Origin of the sequence: Mucilaginibacter litoreus, from assembly GCF_042676805.1 — a bacterium.
GTDB lineage: Bacteria > Bacteroidota > Bacteroidia > Sphingobacteriales > Sphingobacteriaceae > Mucilaginibacter > Mucilaginibacter litoreus.
Window position 1 is genome coordinate 161,130 of the sequence record NZ_JBHTHZ010000002.1, and the last position, 24,188, is coordinate 185,317.

Genomic DNA, 24,188 nt, shown 5'->3' on the forward strand with positions numbered 1-24,188 from the left:
TGTTATATTACAGGGACGGGTTAAAATATGCCGGGATACATGGTGTTTAGCGTAAGTGTTAAGCCAACTCCGGTTGTATTTACATCAAACTTATTGTATACGGGTACGCATTTGGCTTTTTCACCCGCCTTGACGCGGAAAAATCTCCCATCTTCGTCGCGGTAGTTTGCCGCCTTCACTATAAACTGGTTGGCCATCTTAAGTGCCTGCTGTACATAAATTTCGTTTTCGGCAGTGAACTGGCCAAACTCCGTTTTAAATAAAAACTCTATATACAGCGTAAATGAGTTGTTTACCGATCCGTTCACCTGCGGAGATATGGTTATTGGTTGCAAGGGATACAAGAATGCACACGGGAACAAAACATTGTCCGCGAGGGCATTCAATTCTTTTTCTGCACCGTACAAAAATGACGGGTTGCCATCAAGTGCTTGTGTTATGGTTTCTATCTGGTTGCGCATTGGCTAAAAATTACTGGTTATAATTACTGGAATTTGCTTGATTGTAAATTGTCGTTCAACGGCCTAAACTCATTTCCGGGCAAAAGAGAGGCTGAAACAAGTTCAGCATGACATGAGTTGTTTTTCACTGCCCACTGCCCACTGCTTATTGCGCTATTAGTTCGCTATAACGTTTTTGATATTGGGCTTCAGTTTTATTAAGGAGTAGTTTGGTAAGCACACGTTCATACGGCATGGCAAGTATCAGGCTCCATTTAGTGATATCGCCGCCTGCAAGTGCATTTACGGTGTTGATATATTTAAATTTTTCAAAGTTTTGAATACCCGACCGTTTTTCCAAAACGCTGACATCCGATGCCAGAAGGGTGTTTTCCGTTTCGATAAGTTGGGATAACGCATAAAAAAATGTTTGGCAATGGGCAGCGCCTCCGTTACCCGTAGTTGTTTGATGGTGTCCGTAAAATCAATGATGGCATACTCATCATAAGCTTTGCTGGTTGCACGGCAATAAAAGTAATGCGCAAGTATATCGCAGCAGGCGGTAAGCGATGGGTTAAAGTAATCCTGCCAGTTCTCCTGCCCGTAAATATCTATATGCCTGGCTATCTCCTCTGCAATTATATCGCGGGCAGCCATAAAGGCCCCGGCAGGTTCTACAGATAAATTGCGTATAACGTTTACTTTAACACTATCCTCCCCAATTTTCAGAGTGATATGTTTAGGTATATCGTCGCTGTTATACAAATTGCTTATCTGTCGTGAAAGGGCCATTATATTATCAGCAAATTCTAACAGATCATCACCATTTGCAATCTGCTGTAGCGTAGTAACAGGGATGCCTGATAAAATGCTTATAGCTTCCAGGTCGCTTAGATCTTTCTTTTCCTGCAGGGCTATCATCTGCCCGAGTGTTAATTCGCTTAACTGCGAGGGGATTTTTACCTGCAGCTTTCCGTTTGTGGTTTTTATCGTTTTTTGTATCATAAAAGATGACTGCCGGATAAACCGGCTACATAAAATGTGGAGGGACTATTGTAACTATTGCAATCAGGCTATGCCGATAATTTCCTCAAAAATGCCCCTGCCAGGCAGATCAGCTGTGACCGGCAACTTACTATGGCACTTTTTAAGCGACTGTATTTTAAGCTTGTTTAATGCAATGTACCGCAACGGGTCTATAAGGTGGTTATAAGCATCCACAGGCTGATTGATGGCTTTGCCGCTGTTATCGGTCTTCCATTTGTACTTACTCAACTCTTTACGAAGGTTTATGCTTCGGCGGGTAATATTGATGGTGTAGCGTTTTAAAATATCTATGGAGTTTTTTACACTATCGGCCCCTTTTTTTGCGGCATTAACCTGCCAACCCAGGCGTTTAAGCTCTTCTATGGATTTTGGCTCGGCACTATCCGCTATGATTTCCGTTGAGCGTCCAATGCCGGCGCTTTGCAGTTTTTTGGAGATATCCGCATTGGTAAGGCCGGTTTCGTAAAACATTTCATCTGCCCATAGCTCGCCATTTTGTTTATAGAGTAACAGGCAGCCGGTTTGGTCATTACTGAAGCCAAAATCAAGGCCTGCCGCTATCATTTTGGCGCCATTGGGTATGTCATCACATAAATGCCAGTTGTTAAAAACCAGTCCGCTTATTTTGCCTGTAAGCCCGCGTGCGTAAACCTTCCAAAGCTCAATATCTTCGTTTTTGAGCGCTTCAACCTTTTTGCGCATATTTTCATCGGCAAAAGGGTTATGCCGGTGATCGGATATCAACAAAAGAACATCCGGCTTACCTATTAACTTTTCGTGAGCCCAAAAACCGGTATTAGGGTTATAATCTATATAAATGCGTTTTCTTGTCCGGAGTGCAAGTTCATTGAATACTTCCCATTCAATTCCATTGGCTTCATTCACAAAAAGATAATCCCTTTTACCTGATTTCGCATCCTGCCCGTTACTATAGCTCTTGAATTCAATAATACTACCGTTATATAGCTCAAATATTCTGTCTGTTTTATTATAGGTCTTTATCAGGCGTTTTAATGTTTCCGATGAGGATTGTATACTTAAGGCATCGCGCAGGGCACCAGCTTTTAAATTAGGGATATCCTGGCCAACAACAGTTATTACCTGCTTTTCAGCTTTCGCTGCCAGGCAAAAGATTACCTGCAATATGGCAAATGTTTTGCCTGAACTGGTGCCGCCCTGATTAATGACAATATGCTGTTTGGCTTCATAATTATATTTAAACAATACGGAAGTTTGAGGGTACATAGGTTGGGTGTATGTGTTTATCAGATCATAGCTCCACGTCCTTTTCGTGTGTTGCTATTTTAGGGCCAGATGCGGTAACTTTTATATGTATCGTTGCAGGAAATGCTTTTTTCAAAGTATCGTCTGCCGGTTCTTTCCATCCAAGGCTTTTAAGGGCAAAAATGGCACCGGTGGCCGATTGTTGATGTAAACGCTTTTCATATTCGGCCTCAATCATTAAGCGCCCCATCTTTAACTGATTGCGAAACCTGCCATTGCGTTCGTAATGCTCAAACTGCTCCCGGCTATCAAAGCCTAAAAATAGGGCCAAACCAGCAAGAGTAGGAGGCTGGGGCTCGCGGTCCTGCTTATTTAAAGTTTTACCTCCTGTTTCTTTTGTATCTAATGATGAAATGGCCGGCGTGCCTTTAATGAAATCAAAATATTTTGCAATACGTACACCATATGGGCGAGTTTTTAATAAGGAAACCATAACTTAGGTATGTATTAAATGCCGAATGGCATATTTTCATACAAATATACGAAAAAATTTTATGAATTGCTAAAAATATTAGAAATTAATGCATGCAATAATATGGCGATCAAAAATGAAAATTTGATGAAAATTATTATTTTAGCTAAAACTTAAATCCCAACACGGTTGTTAAAACAGTAACGTTAAAAAATGTTAAAATGATGTGTTGTTAAGGGGCGTCAGGGAATAATTAAACAAAAAGTTTGTAGTTTTACGCATCTGTACCTATGTATTTGAAAAGGTTTACTCATTGGTGTGTTTTATTGGTAATGTTCCTAACGGTGCTTGCCACGTCGTGTCAGAAAGACACGGGTGAGCAGGCAGTTGAAAATAAAAAAGTTGCCATAAATGCAGATAGTGCTTTAAACTCAACTGCACCGAGCAATTTCCTGGCTACAGGAGGTATACTTACTTTAAAACTTGAGGATTCCGTTTATACTTTTGACGCAGCAAAAGACTCTGTCGCATTTGTTAACCTCAACATGGGCGATAATCGTTATTTTGGCATCACTGCTATAAATAAAGCTCATAATTTAAGTTTCGGTATCAGCTCTAAAGGCAGTGCCGGTGATAGCCTTACCAAGGCAATTGCAGGCGGGCAACTGCTTATTATTAATGATGCCATACACACCCAGCAGTATACGCTTACCCAATATGCAAAGCCTGGAGATGTAGGTAATATTAAACTTGTATCTTATCTAAAAAATGATACGCTTGCCCGGGGCAGCTTCTTTACCTTTTTATCAAAGGATGATGAAGCAAATGCACCATTTTATCGGGTTGAAGGGACATTTGAGCTGCAGATGAAACAACCCTGACACAGCTTCGTGTACTATTGACACGTTATTGTAAAAAACCGCTTACATTGCTTTTTTGGATGTTTTTGACGCAAAAAAACGCACTTTTTTTTGTACTTTTGTATAAAAAAGGAGATTAATGAAAGTATTTATTGGCGGCCTTCCGCTTGAGGTTAGTGAGGCCGAACTAAATGCAGTTTTTGAAGATTTTGGGCCTGTTAAATCGCTCAGGATCATTAAAGATCGCGAAACAAAAGAAAGCAGAGGCTTTGGTTTTGTTGAGATGGTTAATGAAGATGAAGCAAAAGAAGCCATCAGGTGTATGAATGGCCAAAGCTATTACGGCAAACGTATTACTGTAAATGTTGCTGAAGATAAAGGCCCCGGTTTTAACCGTGGAGGATTTAGCCGCAACTAAACCATATTTATTTGCAAAGATGAGCCGGAAAGTTTCCGGCTTTTTTTTTGCCCTTTGGGTATTAAATTATTTAGTTTCAAAGAAAAAATGTGCTTTGGTTTGTGGTATATCATTTTATTTATTAATCTTGTATAACCTGAATTACAATACAATTGCACTTTTTAGGAAAGATAAGTCGCCTTTGGACAGGCCTTACAGGAAACATATCCGATTTTTCATTAGAGGTAAGAATATTCCATTCTCTATGCCTGATCGCTATCGTTGCGCTGGCTTACAATGTTCCCTTTAATTATTTTATACATCTTCCGGTTGTTGCCCTCATCAGCTTTGTAACACTTGTGCTGTTCTCTGTGTTATACTACCTGTCCAGGTATAAGGGGTTAACCAAGAGTACTATTGTGATTTTTACAATCATTGGTAATCTGCTTTTTGCTGTTAATTTCTATCTCAACTCTGGTACGTTTGGCCCTACAGATCTATTAATGGGGCTTTGCATATTGCTTGTACTGTGTGTGGTGCCTAAAAATCAGCAAAGGTTTTGGATGGCAGTAAATATCACCATTATACTTACAGGACACTACATTGAGTATAATTACCCTCATTTAGTGCCTTATACCTACACTAACAGGCAAAGCCGCTATTGGGACCTTTCATCTGCCTACGCGGTGGTTATTATAGTTATTTATTATACTATTACGTATTTCAGGCAAAATTACAATAATGAAAAGCAATCGGCTGATGAAAAAGCGGCCGCCATTGAGCTGAAAAATCAACAGATAGTTAAACAAAACCGCGAGCTTGAACGCGTTGATTCTGAAAAAAATAAGCTGATGTCTATCATAGCGCATGACCTGCGCTCACCGTTGAGTAATATTCAGAATTATCTGGAATTGATTACCGAGTATGAGCTGGAAACACAAGAGCGCAAAATGGTTGAAGGCGACCTGCTGAAAGTTACGCGCCGCACACTGGACATGTTAAGCAAATTACTGATATGGTCTAAAGCGCAAATGGATGGGGTTAATGTCAAACTTGGATATATAAGGCTAAGGGATGCGCTGTACAGTACCGTTGAGCTTGAAAAAGCGATTGCGCTCAAAAAAGAGATCACTCTGTTTGCTGAATTGGACTGGGACATACGCATAATAGCTGATACAGATATGCTTCAACTGGTTATGCGCAACCTGATAAGTAATGCCATTAAATTTACACAGCGGGGTGGTAAGATAAGTTTTAAAGCAAAACAAATAGGTACCGAGTGCTGGCTGATAGTAAGGGATAACGGAATTGGCATGTCGGCAGATAAGCAGGCAGAACTTTTTTCGTTACATGCCGCCTCAACTGTTGGTACTCAAAACGAAAAGGGTGTAGGGCTCGGGCTGTTGCTATGTAAGGAATTTACAGAATTACAAGGTGGCAAGATATGGGTTGAAAGTACACCTAAAGAAGGAACCGCCTTTTTTGTATCTATGCCGGCGCAGGCTATGAGTTGAGTGGTACAGGAAGCCGGTTGGTTAGTGTTGCCGGTTGCGGGAAGCCGAATGCCGGAGCAAAGAGCAATTAGCTCGAAGCTGTAAGCAATAAATTTAAGCTAAGTTCTAAACGTGTCTTTCTCCTTGTACTTCGCAACCATATCCAGTAACCCGGACCCGACAGCCGCTCCTCGCCCCATTCAACCAGTAACATCAAAACATTATACTTTTTACCTTAAACTTCTTAATTTTGAATTATATGAGGCCAGGTGATAAAGTTGTTTGCATTAATGATAAGATAGATCCCGAAAAAAGCGAAGAAATAAGGCGCGATTTTGAGATATGGATCACCAGGGATAAAGAATATACCATACGCGAGATACTTGACAATAACGGAATTGTAACGGGCGTACTGCTGGAAGAGGTACATAACTTTCCTAAATTTTTCAAACTCATTAATCGTTTTCAGGAACCTGCATTTGCAATATGGCGTTTCAGAAAGCTTAACTATGCCAGCAGCCCGGCCGAAGCGCTGGACAAAGTTGAAGAGCTTGTTGAAGCGGATGAGCTTATTAAAACTAAGTGACCGGTGTAAAACCCGGCTTGAGAATATAAAGGCTATAAATATGTAACAAATGCTAAATGGCATACTTACATCCAGGCTTTGTTCATTTATACCTCTGTTTCCACCAACTGCGTTAGTACTGATTTAAGCATGGCCTCACGCGCCCATTGCTGCTCGGTTAATGATGCATCATGTTTATACCATTCAACAGGCTCGTTTATCTGGATGCGCGTTTTATAAACGTATTGCTTGTTAGGATGCAGTTTTTGCCCTTCGTAACTGTTAAGGTTTTCGGCCTTTATAAGTTTAGCAAAGTTTTTTACTGGGATATTTAATTGCAGGCAATCCTCGAGTGAGTTTTTGAAGTCCTGCTTGTCCTCCAGCCATAGTATTAATGTGTTTTCGGTTAATTCATGGTCGGCTATACAAATGCGACTGTAATTGTAATCTACCGTAATGATGAGCCACCATATCTGGTCGCGCAATTTTTGTGAAAGTTTTATCATCGTTGTAATTGTTTATTTATAATTATTATAGGAATGCTCAGCCGCCAACCTCTAATTTTGGTGCCCATCCCGGCATATACTTTTGTATGGCAGCTATTTCATTACGGTACTTGCTGCAGGCAGTTATATAGCCTTCGTAACGTTGCTGAAATTCTTTATTGGAAGGTATTGCTTTGCCTTGTTTATTTGTGATGCGCAGTGCAGAGTAAGCGATATGCATTTATAAGGTTTTTAAGTTTTTACTGTTTTTATATTCCTTTTATAATAAAGTTATTTCTGTATCGTATAATGTTAAGTGTTGATAATTTAAAATAATGCAGTAACTTAGCCATTATTGAATAACAAATATAAAGAATTATCTTTATATTAATAAAGAAATATCTGTAATTTTTTTTATTTAGATGGAAGACTTGACAAAACCCAATAAAATCAAAATTGTACGTCCTGAAACACTGGAGTTTATAATTTTATATAATCAGTTGCGTGGTCGTGCTTTTATTAACAATACGGAATTAGCCGAGGCGTTGGGTTTTAATTCCGCAAGTTCAATAACCGAAATTATTAAAAGCAGGCAAAATATAGATCCGGAAAAATTAAAGGTTTTTAAAGAAAAGTATGCAGAGTTTTTAGGGGTACGGAAAATTATGGAAAAATCTGTAAATATTCGTACAGAAGAAGGGATACCCATGTATGAAGTTACTGCTACAGCATCAGGTGTAGAGGTTTACAATGATATTAATGATGCGCAGCCGGTGGGCCGCATGAATTTTCCGGGGATTGAGGAATGCGATTTTGCACTGCCTGTATGGGGGCACTCTATGTATCCGTATCTGGAAAACGGTTGTTGGGTGGCGCTTAAAATCATTAATGATAAAAAAATACTGCCTGGCGAGGTTTATTACATAGAATGGGGCGACTACCGCATGTATAAACGCCTGCTGGCCAGCGATAATCCTGAGGAGGTAATAGCCCACTCAGATAATGTAACCGAAATGATTGGCGGCAGGTTAAAATATGCGCCTTTTCCTATCCGGATAGATGAAATTAAAAAACTCTGCCTGGTTAAGGATATCCATAAAAAACATAACCATTGATAGATGTGCAGATTTTAAATGTGAAGATTACATCATGATTTTTCTAATTTGAAATCTGCACATCTGTAATTTGCACATTCTTAAACAAATTCTGATTCTGACACCAATGAACATCCGCCTTGCTACTCTAACTGATATTCCTAAAATCATGCTGCTGATAAAAGAAGTTGTACCTATCATGCGCGAAAGCGGCAATCTGCAGTGGGACGATACTTACCCTAATCCTGCAGTTTTTGAAAACGATATCGCACTTGGGCAGCTATGGGTAGCTGAAGTCAACAGCCACATAGCTGGTGTAAGCGCCATAACTACCGAGCAGTACCCAGAATATGCTGAGGTTGGCCTTGATATTAATGAGGTAGCTGTGGTTACTCACCGCCTGGCTGTTAGTCCGCGGTTTAGAGGGCAGGGTATTGCAGCTGCCCTGATGCTGCAGGCAGAGGAGGTGGCAAGGCAATTGCAAATAGATGTATTGCGTGTTGATACAAACACCCAAAACCTGGCCACACAAAAACTCTTTCCTAAAATGGGTTATGAGTTTAAAGGAGAAATGAATCTAAAATTCAGGCCGGGGCTAAAATTTGTATGCTTTGAAAAGCGCCTGCCTACTCAAAATATAAGCTGAACATTAATGTGCGTAAGCCAAGCTTGCTTAAAGGATTGGCGTAAGGGGTATCCTCTTTAAGCAGCATATTGGTAAAGGAGTTAGACAGTTTGATCTCCGGTGAGAGCTTAAAAAACTCAAAGTAGATGTCAAAGCCAAAGCCAGCCTCGTAGGACGCATAACTTTTAACATTTCTTAGCAGGCGTTCGGTAGGAGCAATATTTTCGCCGTTATTTTTTTTTGAGCCAATACTGTTGGAGTATTTTAAGCCGCCGATAAGATATGCCCGCATATTGCCTATCCTGTCCGACTTAAGCTTTAACTGCAGCGGGAAATCAACTGTTGTGGTTTGTACCGATTTAGTAATATCCTGTGATTCGTCCTCGTAAGTATAAATAACCTTCCTGTCTGCAAACAACAAGGCCGGGGTTACCCTTGCTTCCAGGTGCTCTGTTAATCGGTAACGTGTCAGAAAGCCAACAGCGAAGCCCGGCGAAGAAGGCGATGATATACTTTTCCCAAAACTGGTTGCATAGTCATTGGTTTGCGTATCAAAATAGGGGGTGCGCCAGTTAGGGTTTTTTACTACATCATAGTGGCTTTGTACGTATGAGAACAAAAAACCAAAGCTCAGGTCGTTTTGATCGGCACCACCGCCCCATGCCTGGCCAAACAGAAGGTTGCTGCTGCATAATAAAAGTATCAAGACAAGGTAGCGAAGTTTATTCATTTGATACCTGTATAAATGGAACAGATACCAAACGCTAAAGGACGGCTTTTGGTATGTTTAAAACCTGCCTTTTGCATTATAGCGGTAAAATTTGGGCCATCCGGAAATGCAGCGACCGACTCTGGCAGGTAAGAATATGCCCTTGCATCCTTAGAAAAAAGTTTTCCGATAAAAGGTGTTATATAGTTGAAATAAAAGTTATACAACTGTTTTACCGGGAATGCCTTAGGCTTTGAAAACTCCAGTACCACAGCTTTGCCCCCGGGTTTTAAAACACGCTGAATATCGGTAAGGCCTTTTTGCAGGTCTTCAAAATTACGTACACCATAAGCCACAGTAACCGCATCAAATACTTCAGCTTCAAACGGTAATTTTTCCGAGTCGCCCACTTTTACTTCAAACTTACTGCCCAGGCCACGTTTGGCTATTTTTTGCTTCGCGATATCCAGCATGCCTTGTGATATGTCTACGCCAATAATTTTTTCCGGTTTAAGCATTTTAAGCGCTTCAAAGGCAAAGTCGCCGGTGCCCGTGGCTACGTCCAGGATTAGTTTGGGCTGATCTTTCTTTAATTCATTGATGGCCTTTTTCCGCCAGATGATATCAATGCCCAGCGACATAAAATGGTTCAGGAAGTCGTAAGTTTTAGAGATGTTGTTAAACATATCGGCCACCTGTTCTTTTTTGGTAGCCTGTTGGTTCTGGTATGGTGTTACGCTTTTGCTCATGAGTATGCGGCAAAGATAGGCGTTTTGTTTGATGACTTGGTATTCAAAAAATTAGTATAATTAATCTGATTTTGGAATTATAAGTTCAGATAACCTGATTTTAATAACAGTATTGACATCTGATATAAAACTTCTATCTTCACTTTTCATCATCTCATCAAACTATACTAAACCATGAAAGAAAACGCTGAAGCATCTCGCAGGGGCTTTATCAAAAAATTGGCTACTACTGCAGCCGCCGTTACCGCCGGAAACAGCCTGATAGCTGCCGATAAGAACAGTTTTTACTATCTTAAACAAAAGTATAATCAGTATGGCCCTAATGACCAGGTAAATATTGCTTTGATAGGCGCCGGAGGTATGGGCACACAAGATACCATTGTTGCGCTGCAGGTGCCGGGAGTAAAATTGGTTGCCGTTTGCGATTTGTATGATGGCCGCTTAAAAGACGCCAAAACCCGTTGGGGCAGCGATATATTCACTACAAAGATCTACAAGGAAATATTAAACCGCAAAGACGTGGATGCAGTGATCATCGCCACGCCAGACCATTGGCACCAGCAAATTTCTGTTGATGCCATGCATGCCGGCAAACATGTTTACTGTGAAAAGCCGATGGTGCATTCTGTGGATGAGGGCCCGGCTGTAATAAAAGCACAAAAGGAAACCGGCAAGATATTCCAGGTGGGCAGCCAGGGAGTATCGTCCTTAGGTAACGAGAAAGCGCATGAACTACTCAAAAGCGGCGCTATTGGCGAATTGAATTATGCCGAAGGCTTTTGGGCGCGCAGGGCACCCATAGAGGTTTGGCAATACCCCATACCTGATGATGCCTCGCCGCAAACTGTTGATTGGGAAACGTATGTAAGCAATACAAAAAAGCGCCCGTACGATTCTAAAAGGTTTTTCCGCTGGAGAAATTATACCGACTATGGTACGGGCATGGCGGGCGACTTATTTGTACACCTTTTTAGCAGCCTGCATTTTATAACCGATTCAATGGGCCCCAACAAGATATATGCCTCCGGCGGGTTACGCTACTGGAACGATGGCCGTGAGGTGCCTGATGTGTTATTAGGTACTTTTGATTATGGTAAATCAGCCGCGCATCCTGCGTTCAACCTATCTCTGCGCTGTAACTTTGTAGATGGCACCAGCGGCACTACTTATCTTAAACTGGTGGGCAGCGAAGGCTCGATGGATATTACCTGGGATAGCGTGGTATTGAAAAGAAACAAAACGATCGCTTCGGATGATCCGTTTTACATCGAAAAATTAAGAAAGGCCGGGCAGTCAGACAGCGGTCGCAAGCAAATTTTGCCACCCGATGAAATAACCTACTCAGCCGAAAAGGGATACAAGGGCGGCCCTTACGATCACATGAACAACTGGATAACTGCCATACGTAATAACGGAAAGGTCACCGAGGATGCTATCTTTGGCTACCGCGCCGCGGCTCCGGCCTTACTATGTAATGATAGCTACTACAAAAACAGCCCGATGTTTTGGGACCCTGAAAAAATGAAAGTGACCAAAAATAGTTAATATGAAAAAGCATTTTGCGGTTTTATGTATAGCAGTAGCTATGTGTGCCGGTAGCACACATAGTTTTGCCCAAAGTAAAAATGGAGGTTGGGTAAGTTTATTTAATGGTAGAGATTTAAAAGGCTGGCATAGCTTTAACAAAACAGGGCCGGTTAAAAACTGGGAAATTGAAAACGGTGCCTTAGTTTGCCTGGGTGCTGTAAAAGGAACCGATACCGGTGGCGATATTGTAACCGATAAACAGTACGATAATTTTGAACTGACCTGGGAGTGGAAGATAGACAAAGGCAGCAACAGCGGCGTATTATACCATGTGGTTGAATCGCCAAAGTATGAGGCCACTTATGTTACCGGGCCCGAGTACCAGATTATTGATGACATAGGCTGGGTGCCAGATAAGCTGGAAGACTGGCAAAAAACCGGCGCTGATTACGCTATGCACGTAGCCAACGGCAACAAAAAAATAATGCCGGTGGGGCAGTGGAACACCAGTCGAATTATATTTAACAACGGCCATGTGGAGCATTGGCTTAACGGCAAAAAGATAGTTGAGTTTACCGCCTGGGATGCCGACTGGAACAAGCGCAAAGCCGAAGGAAAATGGAAGGATCACCCGGAATACGGAATGGCCAAAACAGGCCACATTGCCCTGCAGGATCATGGGCACAAGGCGTATTATAAAAATATCAGGATAAGGCAGTTGTAAATAAAAAAAGGGTTTGATTTTAAAAAATCAATTGACATAACCTGTCATCCCGAATTTATTTCAGGATCTTAACAACAAGCCGTGCAGGTCAGGTGCTGAAAAAAGTTCAGTATGGCAAAATATTTAATGATAAGAGGCCCGTTACTCAACGGGCCTCTTATCATTAATAAAACTTTGGCAGTGGGTTCAGTTTGGTGTTTTGCCTTTGGTGCCAGTAAGGGTAAATAGGGTCGCGGTCGCTGGCTGCGTCGAGCTTTTTCACCTGTTCGGTAGTAAGGTTCCAGCCTACTGCGCCAAGGTTTTGTTTAAGTTGTTCCTCATTCCGGGCGCCTATAATGATATTGTCTATAGTAGGGCGTTGCAGCAACCAGTTAATGGAAACCTGTGCTACGCTTTTTCCGGTTTCTTCAGCCACTTCGTCTAATGCATCTACAATCTTATAAAGCCGCTCAAAATCGGTTTCAGGCCCGTGGCTGCCACCCTGTGCGCGGCGGTTATCCTGCGGGACAGGCTGGCCCCTGCGAAATTTTCCGCCTAATTGCCCTGATGCCAGCGGGCTCCATACAATAGTGCTTACCTTTTGGTCGATACCAAGCGGCATCAGTTCCCATTCAAACTCACGATCAAGCAATGAATAGTACGCCTGATGAGCAATGTATTTGGACCAGCCGTAACGCTCCGCTATTGAAAGAGATTTCATCAGGTGCCATCCCGAAAAGTTTGAACAGGCGATATACCTGATCTTTCCGGCTGATATCAGGTCGTCAAGTGTACGCAGCGTTTCCTCAATAGGAGTGTTACCGTCAAAACCGTGCAGGTGAAAAATATCAATATAATCTGTTTGCAAGCGGCGAAGGCTGGCTTCTACCGAGTTAATCAGGTGAAACCTCGACGAGCCGAAGTCGTTCGGGCCATCGCCCATGGTAAAGGTGGCTTTTGTAGAAATAAGCACGCGGTCGCGCAGGCCCTCAAGTGCTTTCCCTAAAATTTCCTCAGATGTGCCGCGGGAGTAAACGTTAGCGGTATCAAAAAAGTTAACGCCGGCATCTAAACACAAATGCACCAATTTTTTTGCGTCGTCTAACTGGGTGTTGCCCCAGGCTTTAAAAAAATCTCCCTGACCGCCAAAAGTTGCCGTCCCGAAACTAAGTACCGGGACATGAAGCCCCGAACCTCCTAATTGTCTGTATTCCATGGTAAGTGAATTTAAAATAAAGCCGGTTCTGTTGCCGGATAAGTCCAAATCTCGCAGATAACTATCAGGATAGTATCATGCCAATAACATAAAGTAAATTAACTAACAGATGGTTTTATTTTTTCTGCAAACACCAGGTGGTCATACAACGCAGGTTTTGTACGTTGGTGGTTTTTATAGGTTCGTGCAGCCGGGCATTAAGGCTTTCGGTATACTCCAGCAGCAATTGCTGATTCACCAGGAAACGTTCGCTGCCATCGGGTAACAGATAACGACCGTTGCCCAGGCTATGTACCAGCGATTCAATGCCTATATCAGATGCAAGCCTTGCAAATAAGTAGCCGCCAGGTTTCAGCACCCGCCACATGGAGCGGAGCATGTCGTCAAAATGGTCATGACTATGAGCAAAGTGCAACACTGCGCTGCTGATCACCAGGTCGAAATAATTATCAACAAAAGGCAGATTTTCGGCCGTAGCTACCACAAAGTTTTCCTGAGCGTTAGCATCGCTGAGCGTTTGCGATAGTTGCTTTACTGCCGACACCGCATTTGGGTTAGGGTCAATACCGTATACCTCATATCCGTTTCTTAAAAAATAATTAAGGTTACGCCCGCCACCGCAGCCTGCATCGAGCACCTTTTTGCAGTTATCATAAGTGCCTTTAAGCAACTGATCAAACAGGTAGATATCTATATTTCCGTAAAGTTGCTGTAGTTGGTTTTGCATAGATCAAAGTTAAAAAATAAGCCTTTTGGTAATATTTATTGACAGTATGAAAATAATATGCCTAATTTGAGTATAAACAGACAGCTTACTATGTTAACAGATACTTTAAAAATACTTTTTTTCAGAGACCTTAATAAATTAAAACAGGAGCTTGAACTTTATAAAAGCGAAGCTAACATCTGGCGCATCAGCGGTGATATCCTAAATTCTGCAGGAAACCTCATACTCCATTTAATAGGTAACCTGAATACCTATATTGGTGCTGTACTGGGTAACACCGGTTATGTAAGAAACAGGCCCGAAGAATTTTCACTCAAAAACGTTTCCAGGCAGGAAATGATTGATAAGATTGAGCGCACCATCCAAATGCTTGGGGATGTGCTCGATTCGCTCACCGAAGATCAGCTGCAAAGTGAGTATCCGCAGGAAGTTAATGATAGCAAAGTGCTGACCGAATACTTCCTTGTTCACCTCGCAACACACTTAAGCTATCATTTAGGGCAGTTAAATTATCATAGACGGTTGCTGGACGATTGATATTTTGGCGACGCTTAAGTAAAGTTTAAACCTGATGGCAAAGTGTTGATAATTTACGTTTTATGGTATGCCAAACTATACTTACCTTAAAAAGACAAATAAAGTCAACATAAAAACATAATTTCGTTGCCGATAGTTACTCATACTATGGCAAAAATAGCATTAATAACAGGCGCAACCGCTGGTATCGGCGAGGCTTGCGCGCATACCTTTGCCCGCGAGGGTTATGATCTGATCCTGACCGGCCGCCGTATGGACCGCCTTGATACGCTGGCTCAAAAACTTAATGATAAATATAATATTGAAGTTGCGGTATCATCTTTCGATGTGCGTAACCGCGACGAAGTTATCCGGAGCCTGGATGGTTTGCCATCGCAATGGCGCCAGGTAGATGTGCTGGTGAACAACGCCGGCCTGAGCCAGGGTTTAGATCCTGTAAACGAGGGAAATATTGACGACTGGGATACCATGATTGATACCAATATCAAAGGCTTGCTTTACGTAAGCCGTATAGTATCAAACTGGATGATCAAAAATGGCCGGGGCCATATCATCAACATCGGGTCGATAGCCGGTAAGGAAGTTTATGCTAATGGCAATGTTTATTGTGCTACCAAGCATGCGGTTGACGCGCTGAATAAAGGGATGCGTATCGATCTGTTATCGCACGGCATAAAAGTAACGGCAGTACATCCAGGAGCTGTTGAGACCGAGTTTTCTGAGGTGCGCTTCAAAGGCGACAAAGACCGGGCTAAGAAAGTATATGAAGGCTTTGAGCCACTGGTAGCCAATGATATTGCAGAAACCATCTGGTTTGTGGCATCAAGGCCTGCACATGTAAATATTAATGATATTGTGGTAATGCCAACAGCGCAATCGGGCGCGACAAATATATTCAGAAGTAAGTAAGTCGGACGTCTGTAGTCCGAAAGTCTGAAGAGTAAAGTCAGAGTTTCAGGTTGCAGCTTCCTTTTTAATAATAAAAATTAATTTCCGGACGCCCACTTATCGGGCTTCCGGAACAAAAACAAACAACCATGTCACTTATAGCACAAATAGATCAGGATATCAAACAGGCCATGTTAAGCAAACAGGCCGACCGACTGCGCGGGTTGCGGGCTATTAAATCGGCTTTGCTTTTAGCTAAAACAGAAAAAGGCGCTGCCGAAGAACTTACTCAGGAAGCGGAGATTAAGGTATTGCAAAAGCTGATAAAACAGCGCAAAGAGTCGGCAGATATTTACAAAGCGCAGGGCCGCGAAGATCTGTATGATATAGAAATGGCCGAGATGTATGTAATAGAGCCATACCTGCCCCAGCAAATGAGCCGGTTTGAGATTGAAGGATACATACAAGAGGTGATTGAGCGGCTTGGAGTTACATCGGTAAAAGAGATGGGCAGGGTAATGGGTGTTGCTAATAAAGAGCTTGCCGGCCGTGCGGATGGTAAAACCGTATCAGAAGTGGTTAAACAACTTTTAGGTTAATTACAACGTAATATATATTTATACAAAAGCTGTGAAACTGTTTATATAATTATAATTTTACAAAAATCAGGGGCTTTATTAAGTATAATTCCTGAGAACTGATCACAGCAAAACTTACATACAACTATATGGACCTGGTACTTAAAGAAGAACATGGATTTAGCTACATAGAAGAAGGCGAAGGTGAGCCCCTTTTGCTTTTACATGGATTGATGGGCGCTTTAAGTAACTGGCAGGATGTGGTTAATGAATTTAGTAAAGAGTACAAGGTGCTGATACCTATGCTGCCCATATATGACCTGCCATTGCTTACAACAGGGGTGAGGGCCTTGTCGAAATTTGTACATAAGTTTATCAAATTTAAAAAGCTGCAAAACGTGGTGCTGCTGGGCAACTCGCTTGGCGGTCACGTTGGGTTGATATATGTGCTGGCGCATCCGGGTTACGTAAAGGCGCTGGTGCTTACCGGCAGCTCTGGTTTGTATGAAAACGCTTTTGGCGGATCTTTTCCAAGGCGTGAGAGTAAGGATTTTGTTAGAGAAAAAGTGCAATTTACTTTTTACGACCCGGCAACAGCCACGGATGAACTGGTAGAAGAAGTTTTCCAGACAATTAATGACCGGCCAAAGGTGATACGCATTTTAGCTATGGCAAAATCGGCTATAAGGCACAATATGAAAAACGAGCTGCGTAAAATAACTATGCCGGTGGCATTGATATGGGGCCGCAATGATAAAATTACCCCGCCAGAGGTTGCTGTAGAGTTTAACGAGCTCATGCCAAACTCCGAGCTGCACTGGATAGATAAATGCGGGCATGCCCCGATGATGGAACGCCCCGTAGAGTTTAATACTTATCTTAAAGGTTTTTTGGATAAATTAAAAAAATAATATGCTTGCAATTGAGTTGATAGCAGACACGATACCGCCGGTGAATACCTCTGATAGTATACAGAAGGTGTTTGACCGTATGGCTGAGTTTCGCGTTCGCCATCTGCCGATTGTTAACGAGGAGCAATTTCTGGGCCTGATAAGTGACGATGACCTGATAGAAGAGCCGGATTATAATACCCCCATCGGTGCGCTGGCATTATCGCTGATTAACCCTTATGTGGTGGAGCAGCAGCATGTGTATGATGTTATAAGGCTGTTTTATGAGCAGCAGTTAACCGTGGTGCCGGTGCTCAATCAAAAAAAGGATTACCAGGGCCTTATCAGCATAAACGGACTGGCGGAGTATTTTGCCAAGCTTACATCAGTATCTGAACCGGGTGGCATTATTGTGCTGGAGGTTGATAGCAAGAACAATTCGCTGGCCCACATGTCGCAGGTTGTTGAGTCGGACAATGCACAGATACTAAGTTCATACACACGTACCTTCCCCGATTCGACACGGATGGAGGTTACACTTAAAGTAAACAAGCAGGACATATCTAACATACTTGCTACTTTTTTGCGCTACAGCTACGAAGTTAAAGCTACCTTCAATTTTACCGACAATAACAATAATTCGATGGATAGGTACGATTCGTTGATGAATTACCTGAATTTATAACCGCATCTTTTTAAATGAAAATAGCAGTTTACGGCAGGCAGTTTAACGATCCATCGGTATTTCCGTACATACGGCAGGTGTTTGAAAGTTTGCTGCAGCACAACGTAGAGATCTGTATCCATCCCCTGTTAAAAGAAACTTTGCAGGGTAATGTAGATACATCGGCGTTTGATACGTTAAATTGTAATGCCTCTATCACTAATCAGGTGGACGTATTTCTGACACTTGGAGGCGACGGTACCCTGCTGGACATGGTGACGGTCATCCGCGATTCTGAGGTGCCGGTTATTGGGATAAACTTTGGCCGGCTGGGTTTTTTGGCCAGCATCAATAAAAGCGATATAGCCGCTGCTATACATGCAGTTGTTAACAGGGAGTTTACGCTTGATAGCCGCGAACTGCTTGTAATTGAGTCTGAGCAGCATATATTCGGCGAAAATAATTTTGCGCTGAACGACGTAACTATCCACAAACGCGACGACTCGGCTATGATCACCTCGCATGTGGCGCTTAATGGCGAGTTTCTAAACTCTTACTGGGGCGATGGTATCATTATTTCTACGTCAACGGGTTCTACGGCATATTCCCTGAGCTGCAACGGGCCTATTATCTTTCCGCAGTCTAACAGTATTGCCTTGACACCGGTAGCGCCTCATAACCTGAATGTTAGGCCGATAGTATTGCCCGATACCAGCATATTAACCGTTGATGTTGATTACCGCGGGAATAACTATATCGTATCTTGCGACAGCCGTACAGTTATTGTAGACAAGCCCATGCAGTTTAAAGTTTATAAGGCTGGGTTCAAGCTTAATTTACTACGTTTAAATAATGAAAGCTACTTATCTACGTTAAGGAAAAAACTGTTATGGGGATTGGATGCCCGTAATTACTAAATCGCCCTTAATGCCTAAATATTTTACCGTTATAATTTTACTGTTTATCACTGTGAACGTACAGGCCCAAACCTGGGAGGTTGGTGGCATGCTTGGTGCTGCGGGTTATATTGGCGATTTAAATACCAATAACCCCTTTAAACCAAGTGGTCCGCAGGGTGGCCTTTTTGTCAAGTATAATTTTAATCGCTATCTGGCCGCAAGGCTCAACGTTGCCATTGGGCAGATAAGCGGTGCTGATAGTACATCAAATATTCAGCAGTTTCGTGAGCGCAACTTAAGTTTTAAAGATCAGCTGCGCGAAGTTAGCCTGATGGCCGAGTTTAATTTTATGAGCTACATACCTGATGCCGGCAAAAATAAGTATACGCCCTATGTGTTTTTAGGCGGCGGCATCAGCTCTTTTGCCCCAAGGGCTGTATATAATGGCGAAGTTTACGGCCTGCGGCAGCTACGCACAGAGGGGCAGGGTAGTGAGTACGCCCAAACGGCTATTGTTATACCTTTTGGTGCGGGATTTAAATATAATATCGGCGGAAAATGGACCTTAGGCGCAGAAGTTGGATACCGCCTTACCAATACCGATTACCTTGATGATGTAAGCGACAAGTATGCAGCAGTTACTAATTTGCCCAGTGAGCTGGCTATAAGGTTGGCAGACCGGTCTGGCGAAGTAAATGGTGGAATAAACATAGGTACACCTGGTACCCAACGCGGAGATTTGAAATCTAAGGACTTGTATTGGTTTGCAGGTCTTACCCTTTCTTTTACTTTTGTTACTTCAAAATGTTATTATTAAAAATAATATACTGAATTTAAATATAAAACAAAATATTGTTTTGTTTTATAAAACATTATCGTAATTTTAATCGTATAATAACTAACAATCAGTTATTAACTTTTAAAATTACTAACATGGCCGAATTAAATTCAACTCCTGAAAAAAGCGGCACCAAAACCCGCTCAAAAAAAGCAGCCTTAAAAGTAGATCTTACTGCAATGGTCGATCTGGCTTTTTTGCTCATTACCTTTTTTATGCTTACCACTACGCTTAGTAAACCTAAAGCCATGAACCTGGCTATGCCAGTAGGTTCAAGTAATGCGGTGCCACAATCGCGAACCATGACTATATGTCTTGGGAAAAATAACCAGGCCGTATGGTACCTGGGCGAGCTTAAAAAGCCGGTAATAGGAGCAACCATAACTAATTACAGCAAAAGCGGCCTGCGACGGGTAATGGCGCAAATGCGTAAAAAAGTTTTACAAACCACCGGCAAGAGTATGATAGTGGTTATTAAACCTGCAGAAACATCGGTTTATGAAAACCTGGTAAATACGCTTGATGAGATGAATATAAACGGTATTGATCAATATGCTATTGCTAACATAGATAAAGCGGACATAGAGATGTTGAAAACCATGCGCGCTTTTTAGATAACTATGAAAACACGTAGGAATAAGGTGAGATGCCTGACAGTCTTAACGTTACCTTCCTAATATGCGGCATTGGCAGATTGCGGGTAGTAAAGGCACTGCAACAGCACGGTCTTTCAAAGCAAGCTTGCGCAGCCGCGAGTTTATTATTAATAAGTTATTGTTTTTAAGGTATTAATGAGCTCGCTATCGCTCGGTTCTTTGGTTCATTTCTTTTTTGCGGAAAAAAAGAAATGAACATCCACTGGCATAAACAACAGCTCAGCCATTCCTAACGAAGAACAAGAGAAAAGATGCTACAACGCCAGCACTTAATAAAGTTAATTCACCAAGCGCTGTCACTTAAAATCAATATTACCTTTTTTATATCTCACACCAAATTTACACTGATAGTAAATGCATAATGCGATAAGTGCATTTATTTCTTTTTTAAAGCATACTAAAATAATACAAACTAAGTTTTACCTTTGTCACCTGAAAAAAAAATAGCATAAGTAGTTGAGGGCTTTGCCAAAAACAAAATCACAAAATAAACAAAGCAAAGGTGCAACAGCTAAATTACGGCTGTTAAAACCGTAGGGCACATGAGTTATAAAGACCAGATAGATCTGCAAAAGTTACCCCGTCACATAGCTGTTATAATGGATGGCAATGGCCGTTGGGCAAAAGGCAAAGGCAAATTAAGGGTGTTTGGCCATCATAATGGTGTGCTTTCTGTACGTGATGTGGTCGAGGGCGCAGGCGAATTGGGTATTGAGTACCTAACCCTTTATACTTTTAGCGCAGAAAACTGGAACCGCCCCAAGTTAGAGGTCACAGCTATAATGGAGTTGCTTATTGGTACGCTTAACAAAGAGATCAATAAGCTGATGAAAAACAATGTACGGCTAAATGCCATCGGCGATCTTAACAAGTTACCGGGTAAGTGCCACAAGGAGTTACTTACGGCGATTGAGCGTACATCTGCAAATACGGGCATGGTACTTACATTGGCATTGAGTTACAGCTCACGCGATGAGATTGTACATGCTGCAAGGCAACTGGCCGGGCAGGTGCAAAAAGGCAGTTTACAACCTGCTGATATTAATGAACAAATGTTTGAAGATAATTTATACACTAACGGTATGCCTAATCCCGAACTGCTTATCAGGACGAGTGGTGAATACCGGATAAGTAATTATTTACTTTGGCAAATTGCCTATGCCGAGTTATACTTCACAACCAAGTTATGGCCCGATTTTCGGCGCGAAGACCTTTATGAAGCTATACTCGATTATCAGAAACGCGAGCGCCGTTTTGGTATGACAAGTGAGCAGGTAAACTAAATTTTTACTTTTAACACTTTTTAACAACTGTATAAATTATTTTTAGCCCACTAAAATATTCGGATGAATAAAGTTTTTTTTGCTCTTATCTTCTCTTTAATAAGCACAGCGGCACTGGCCCAGGTTAATGGCGGCAGACAGCAGCAGGGCATACTGTCGGGCTCAGTATTTGCCGATAGCTTAAGCTATTTAAATCCTAAAGATTACATTATTGGTGGGGTAACTATATCCGGCGCCAAATATCTGGATAAGGATGTATTGCTAACTATCTCCAAACTGAACAAAGGCGATAGGATCAACCTGCCCGGAGAGCAAAATGCCAATGTGATAAAAGACTTATATAAGCAAGGGCTTTTTGATGATGTAAAGCTAAATGTTACCCGTATCAATATGGATACCATTTATCTTGAAATTGCAGTGGTTGAACGCCCGCGTTTATCTCGCCTGCACATTACTGGCTTGCGTAAAGGTGAGATTGAAGACCTGAACAAAAAACTGAATGACAAGACCGGTAAAATAGTTAACGAAAACCTGCTTAATACAACCACGGCTACCATAAAAAAGCATTTCCATGAAAAGGGTTATTTAAACACTACTGTTGATATCAAGCAAACCAAAGATCCCGGAGATCCCAACAGCATGATACTTGATGTGGCTGTTGATAAAAAAAGCAAGGTAAAAATAAACAGTGTTGAGTTTGATGGTAATAAGGCGTTTTCTGATGGTAAGCTACGTGGCTTTCTTAAAAACACCCGCCGCAAACGTTTCTGGCATATATTCGGATCTAAAAAGTTTAAGCAGGATAAATACGAGGAAGATAAACAAACCCTGGTAGAGAAAATGCAGGCGGCAGGTTACCGTGATGCTGAAGTAATAAGCGATACGGTTACCAAGCACGACGAGAAAACCGTTGATGTACGCATAAAAGTTTATGAAGGGCCTAAATATTATTTTGGCGATATCAAGTTTTCGGGTAACGCTGTTTACCCGGCCGATGTACTTGCACGTATACTGCAAATTGAAAAAGGGCAGGTGTTCAGCGAGGATGAATTGAACAAACGTTTAACAGGCCCTACGCCAAATAACGATGATGTATTGTCACTTTACCTGAACAATGGTTATTTAACTGTTAATGCCGATCCGGTTCAAACCCGTATTCATAACGACACGGTTGACCTGGACATCAGGATATTTGAAGGGCCACAATACACCATTAACCGTGTGACGCTTAAAGGTAACGATGTTACCAACGATAAGGTGGTTATGCGCGAGATCAGAACAAAACCCGGTCAGAAATTCAATAAGGAACTGTTGATACGAAGCGCGCGTGAAATTGGCCAGTTAGGTAACTTTGACGAGCAGAAGATTGACCCGAGGCCAACTAACGTTAACTCTGTTGATGGTACTGTGGACCTGGTTTATAACGTGGTTGAAAAACCTTCAGACCAGATCGAGCTTTCTGGTGGTTTTGGTGGCGGCCAGCTGGTAGGTACTTTAGGTTTAACCTTTAATAACTTCTCTTTACGTAATATATTCAACTTAAAGGCTTATAAACCGCTGCCTAAAGGCGACGGGCAGAAGCTGAGCATACGCGGGCAATCGAGCGGGCGTACTTATCAAAACTTCTCGTTCACATTTTCTGAGCCATGGCTTGGCGGTAAAAAACCGATATACTTTGCGTTATCAGCCTATACACAAGGTAGTTCTACCGGTCAGTACTATGCAAAAACTGATCAGCGTTATAATAAATTACGTATCAATGGTTTGGGTATAACTTTGGGTAAACGTTTAAACTGGCCTGATAACTATTTCCAGTTGAATTACTCGCTCAACTTTGACCATTACAGCTTAGATAATTATGGCGGATACCTGTTCCAGAATGGTACATCATATAACATTAAGTTAACGCAGGAACTTAGCCGTAACTCTGTGGATGTGCCTATTTATCCAACATCAGGCTCAAACATCAAGTTAACTATACAGGCAACGCCGCCATACTCTTTATTCAATAATGTAAATTACAAAATAGCAACCCCGCAGGAGCGTTACCATTTTGTTGAGTACTATAAGTGGAAATTTGATGCGCAATGGTTTCAGCGTATAACAGGTAAACTGGTATTAATGTCGCAGGCGCGTTTCGGTTATTTGGGTCAGTACAACTCGCAGGTAGGCCCGTCACCGTTCGAGCGTTTTAAATTAGGTGGTGATGGTATGCAAACTTACCAGTTTTTACAGGGTACAGATATCATTGGTTTACGCGGTTATGAAAACTTCTCCATCGTGCCGGTAGGTTCAAATAAAACTGCGGATTCAAACCAGGGTAATGCTATTTATAACAAATACACGCTCGAGTTAAGGCATCCGGTTATCACAGGGCAGTCGGCTACTATATTTTTAGAGGCATTTGCCGAAGGTGGTAACGTTTGGGACAATTTTAGCCAGTTTAATCCGTTTAACGTAAGACGGTCGGTTGGTGTGGGTGCAAGGATATTCTTACCTATATTTGGATTGCTTGGTTTGGATTATGGTTATGGCTTCGACAAGATACCAGGACAGGTGGATGCAAACAAAGGCCACTTCCATTTCACAATTTCACAAAGCTTAAACGGCGGATTTAATTAA

Annotated in this window: 29 protein-coding genes; 18 read left to right on the forward strand and 11 right to left on the reverse strand. The window is 41.9% G+C overall.

The genetic code is table 11. The annotated features are described in order from the left end of the window. Positions 1-20 precede the first annotated feature (20 nt). The 5 genes from ACFQZX_RS04040 to ACFQZX_RS04060 all read right to left on the reverse strand — a co-directional run bounded on the left by ACFQZX_RS04040 (position 21) and on the right by ACFQZX_RS04060 (position 3,204). Positions 21-461: a hypothetical protein gene (locus tag ACFQZX_RS04040; RefSeq protein WP_377111577.1), complete on the reverse strand. Its 441-nt coding sequence runs from the start codon at positions 459-461 to the stop codon at positions 21-23. A gap of 145 nt (positions 462-606) precedes the next feature. After that, on the reverse strand, positions 607-801 hold the full coding sequence (locus ACFQZX_RS04045) for a hypothetical protein (protein ID WP_377111579.1): 195 nt from the start codon (positions 799-801) through the stop codon (positions 607-609). Further along, positions 744-1,445 (reverse strand): hypothetical protein, encoded by a 702-nt coding sequence (locus tag ACFQZX_RS04050; protein WP_377111582.1) that lies wholly within the window; start codon positions 1,443-1,445, stop codon positions 744-746. The genes ACFQZX_RS04045 and ACFQZX_RS04050 overlap by 58 nt, the downstream gene beginning before the upstream one ends. A 63-nt stretch (positions 1,446-1,508) precedes the next feature. Beyond that, positions 1,509-2,732: a PBSX family phage terminase large subunit gene (locus ACFQZX_RS04055; protein WP_377111585.1), complete on the reverse strand. Its 1,224-nt coding sequence runs from the start codon at positions 2,730-2,732 to the stop codon at positions 1,509-1,511. 25 nt (positions 2,733-2,757) lie between these two features. Beyond that, positions 2,758-3,204 (reverse strand): terminase small subunit, encoded by a 447-nt coding sequence (locus tag ACFQZX_RS04060; protein WP_377111588.1) that lies wholly within the window; start codon positions 3,202-3,204, stop codon positions 2,758-2,760. Between the two features lie 275 nt (positions 3,205-3,479). Between ACFQZX_RS04060 and ACFQZX_RS04065 the strand changes: the two genes are divergently transcribed. The 4 genes from ACFQZX_RS04065 to ACFQZX_RS04080 all read left to right on the forward strand — a co-directional run bounded on the left by ACFQZX_RS04065 (position 3,480) and on the right by ACFQZX_RS04080 (position 6,519). Continuing rightward, on the forward strand, positions 3,480-4,064 hold the full coding sequence (locus ACFQZX_RS04065) for a hypothetical protein (protein ID WP_377111590.1): 585 nt from the start codon (positions 3,480-3,482) through the stop codon (positions 4,062-4,064). 118 nt (positions 4,065-4,182) lie between these two features. Continuing rightward, positions 4,183-4,461, forward strand: coding sequence for an RNA recognition motif domain-containing protein (locus ACFQZX_RS04070; RefSeq protein WP_377111592.1), 279 nt, complete (start codon positions 4,183-4,185; stop codon positions 4,459-4,461). A 152-nt stretch (positions 4,462-4,613) separates the two neighbouring features. Continuing rightward, the gene (locus tag ACFQZX_RS04075) at positions 4,614-5,954 is read left to right on the forward strand and encodes a sensor histidine kinase (RefSeq protein ID WP_377111594.1); all 1,341 of its coding nucleotides are present in this window, start codon (positions 4,614-4,616) and stop codon (positions 5,952-5,954) included. Between the two features lie 238 nt (positions 5,955-6,192). After that, positions 6,193-6,519 (forward strand): hypothetical protein, encoded by a 327-nt coding sequence (locus ACFQZX_RS04080; RefSeq protein WP_377111596.1) that lies wholly within the window; start codon positions 6,193-6,195, stop codon positions 6,517-6,519. An 86-nt stretch (positions 6,520-6,605) separates the two neighbouring features. Here the strand turns inward: ACFQZX_RS04080 and ACFQZX_RS04085 are convergent, their stop codons facing one another. Then, entirely contained in the window at positions 6,606-7,004 is a 399-nt protein-coding gene (locus ACFQZX_RS04085; RefSeq protein ID WP_377111598.1) for a hypothetical protein, read from the reverse strand. Positions 7,005-7,041: 37 nt separating this feature from the next. Further along, complete coding sequence (locus tag ACFQZX_RS04090) at positions 7,042-7,224, reverse strand: hypothetical protein (protein ID WP_377111600.1); 183 nt, start codon at positions 7,222-7,224, stop codon at positions 7,042-7,044. 181 nt (positions 7,225-7,405) lie between these two features. Between ACFQZX_RS04090 and ACFQZX_RS04095 the strand changes: the two genes are divergently transcribed. Both ACFQZX_RS04095 and ACFQZX_RS04100 read left to right on the forward strand, forming a co-directional pair. Further along, a complete protein-coding gene (locus ACFQZX_RS04095; protein ID WP_377111603.1) occupies positions 7,406-8,098 on the forward strand; it encodes a S24 family peptidase in 693 nt (230 codons plus the stop codon). A 106-nt stretch (positions 8,099-8,204) separates the two neighbouring features. Further along, entirely contained in the window at positions 8,205-8,723 is a 519-nt protein-coding gene (locus tag ACFQZX_RS04100) for a GNAT family N-acetyltransferase (RefSeq protein WP_377111606.1), read from the forward strand. Here the strand turns inward: ACFQZX_RS04100 and porT are convergent. Beyond that, positions 8,704-9,432 (reverse strand): type IX secretion/gliding motility protein PorT/SprT, encoded by a 729-nt coding sequence (gene porT, locus ACFQZX_RS04105; protein ID WP_377111608.1) that lies wholly within the window; start codon positions 9,430-9,432, stop codon positions 8,704-8,706. The two genes, ACFQZX_RS04100 and porT, sit on opposite strands and share 20 nt — an antisense overlap. Then, entirely contained in the window at positions 9,429-10,160 is a 732-nt protein-coding gene (ubiE, locus tag ACFQZX_RS04110) for a bifunctional demethylmenaquinone methyltransferase/2-methoxy-6-polyprenyl-1,4-benzoquinol methylase UbiE (protein WP_377111611.1), read from the reverse strand. Before ubiE ends, porT begins: the two co-directional genes overlap by 4 nt. A 174-nt stretch (positions 10,161-10,334) precedes the next feature. On the opposite strand from ubiE, the gene ACFQZX_RS04115 reads away from it, so the two are divergent. After that, complete coding sequence (locus ACFQZX_RS04115) at positions 10,335-11,705, forward strand: Gfo/Idh/MocA family protein (RefSeq protein WP_377111614.1); 1,371 nt, start codon at positions 10,335-10,337, stop codon at positions 11,703-11,705. Between the two features lies 1 nt (position 11,706). Then, positions 11,707-12,411 (forward strand): 3-keto-disaccharide hydrolase, encoded by a 705-nt coding sequence (locus ACFQZX_RS04120; RefSeq protein ID WP_377111616.1) that lies wholly within the window; start codon positions 11,707-11,709, stop codon positions 12,409-12,411. A gap of 163 nt (positions 12,412-12,574) precedes the next feature. On the opposite strand, the gene ACFQZX_RS04125 is transcribed toward ACFQZX_RS04120, so the two are convergent. Next, complete coding sequence (locus ACFQZX_RS04125; protein ID WP_377111618.1) at positions 12,575-13,606, reverse strand: aldo/keto reductase; 1,032 nt, start codon at positions 13,604-13,606, stop codon at positions 12,575-12,577. Between the two features lie 115 nt (positions 13,607-13,721). Further along, a complete protein-coding gene (locus ACFQZX_RS04130) occupies positions 13,722-14,333 on the reverse strand; it encodes a class I SAM-dependent methyltransferase (protein ID WP_377111620.1) in 612 nt (203 codons plus the stop codon). A gap of 90 nt (positions 14,334-14,423) precedes the next feature. Here ACFQZX_RS04130 and ACFQZX_RS04135 point away from each other — a divergent pair, with 90 nt between their 5' ends. The 10 genes from ACFQZX_RS04135 (at position 14,424) to bamA (ending at position 24,188) form a co-directional block, all read left to right on the forward strand. Beyond that, on the forward strand, positions 14,424-14,870 hold the full coding sequence (locus tag ACFQZX_RS04135) for a DinB family protein (protein WP_377111622.1): 447 nt from the start codon (positions 14,424-14,426) through the stop codon (positions 14,868-14,870). 147 nt (positions 14,871-15,017) lie between these two features. Next, complete coding sequence (locus tag ACFQZX_RS04140; RefSeq protein WP_377111624.1) at positions 15,018-15,779, forward strand: SDR family oxidoreductase; 762 nt, start codon at positions 15,018-15,020, stop codon at positions 15,777-15,779. 128 nt (positions 15,780-15,907) lie between these two features. Continuing rightward, entirely contained in the window at positions 15,908-16,357 is a 450-nt protein-coding gene (locus ACFQZX_RS04145; RefSeq protein WP_377111626.1) for a GatB/YqeY domain-containing protein, read from the forward strand. Positions 16,358-16,485: 128 nt separating this feature from the next. Then, positions 16,486-17,247 (forward strand): alpha/beta fold hydrolase, encoded by a 762-nt coding sequence (locus ACFQZX_RS04150; RefSeq protein ID WP_377111629.1) that lies wholly within the window; start codon positions 16,486-16,488, stop codon positions 17,245-17,247. Position 17,248: 1 nt separating this feature from the next. Continuing rightward, positions 17,249-17,911, forward strand: coding sequence for a CBS domain-containing protein (locus tag ACFQZX_RS04155; protein WP_377111632.1), 663 nt, complete (start codon positions 17,249-17,251; stop codon positions 17,909-17,911). Positions 17,912-17,925: 14 nt separating this feature from the next. Continuing rightward, positions 17,926-18,807, forward strand: a complete 882-nt coding sequence (locus tag ACFQZX_RS04160; protein ID WP_377111634.1) for an NAD kinase — start codon at positions 17,926-17,928, stop codon at positions 18,805-18,807. Between the two features lie 10 nt (positions 18,808-18,817). Then, positions 18,818-19,606: a type IX secretion system protein PorG gene (porG, locus tag ACFQZX_RS04165; RefSeq protein ID WP_377111636.1), complete on the forward strand. Its 789-nt coding sequence runs from the start codon at positions 18,818-18,820 to the stop codon at positions 19,604-19,606. Positions 19,607-19,722: 116 nt separating this feature from the next. Next, positions 19,723-20,241 carry an ExbD/TolR family protein gene (locus ACFQZX_RS04170; protein ID WP_377111638.1) on the forward strand — a complete coding sequence of 173 codons (519 nt, stop codon included), beginning with the start codon at positions 19,723-19,725 and terminating at the stop codon, positions 20,239-20,241. 584 nt (positions 20,242-20,825) lie between these two features. Further along, complete coding sequence (locus ACFQZX_RS04175; RefSeq protein ID WP_377111641.1) at positions 20,826-21,566, forward strand: isoprenyl transferase; 741 nt, start codon at positions 20,826-20,828, stop codon at positions 21,564-21,566. Positions 21,567-21,629: 63 nt separating this feature from the next. Continuing rightward, positions 21,630-24,188 (forward strand): outer membrane protein assembly factor BamA, encoded by a 2,559-nt coding sequence (gene bamA / locus ACFQZX_RS04180; protein ID WP_377111643.1) that lies wholly within the window; start codon positions 21,630-21,632, stop codon positions 24,186-24,188.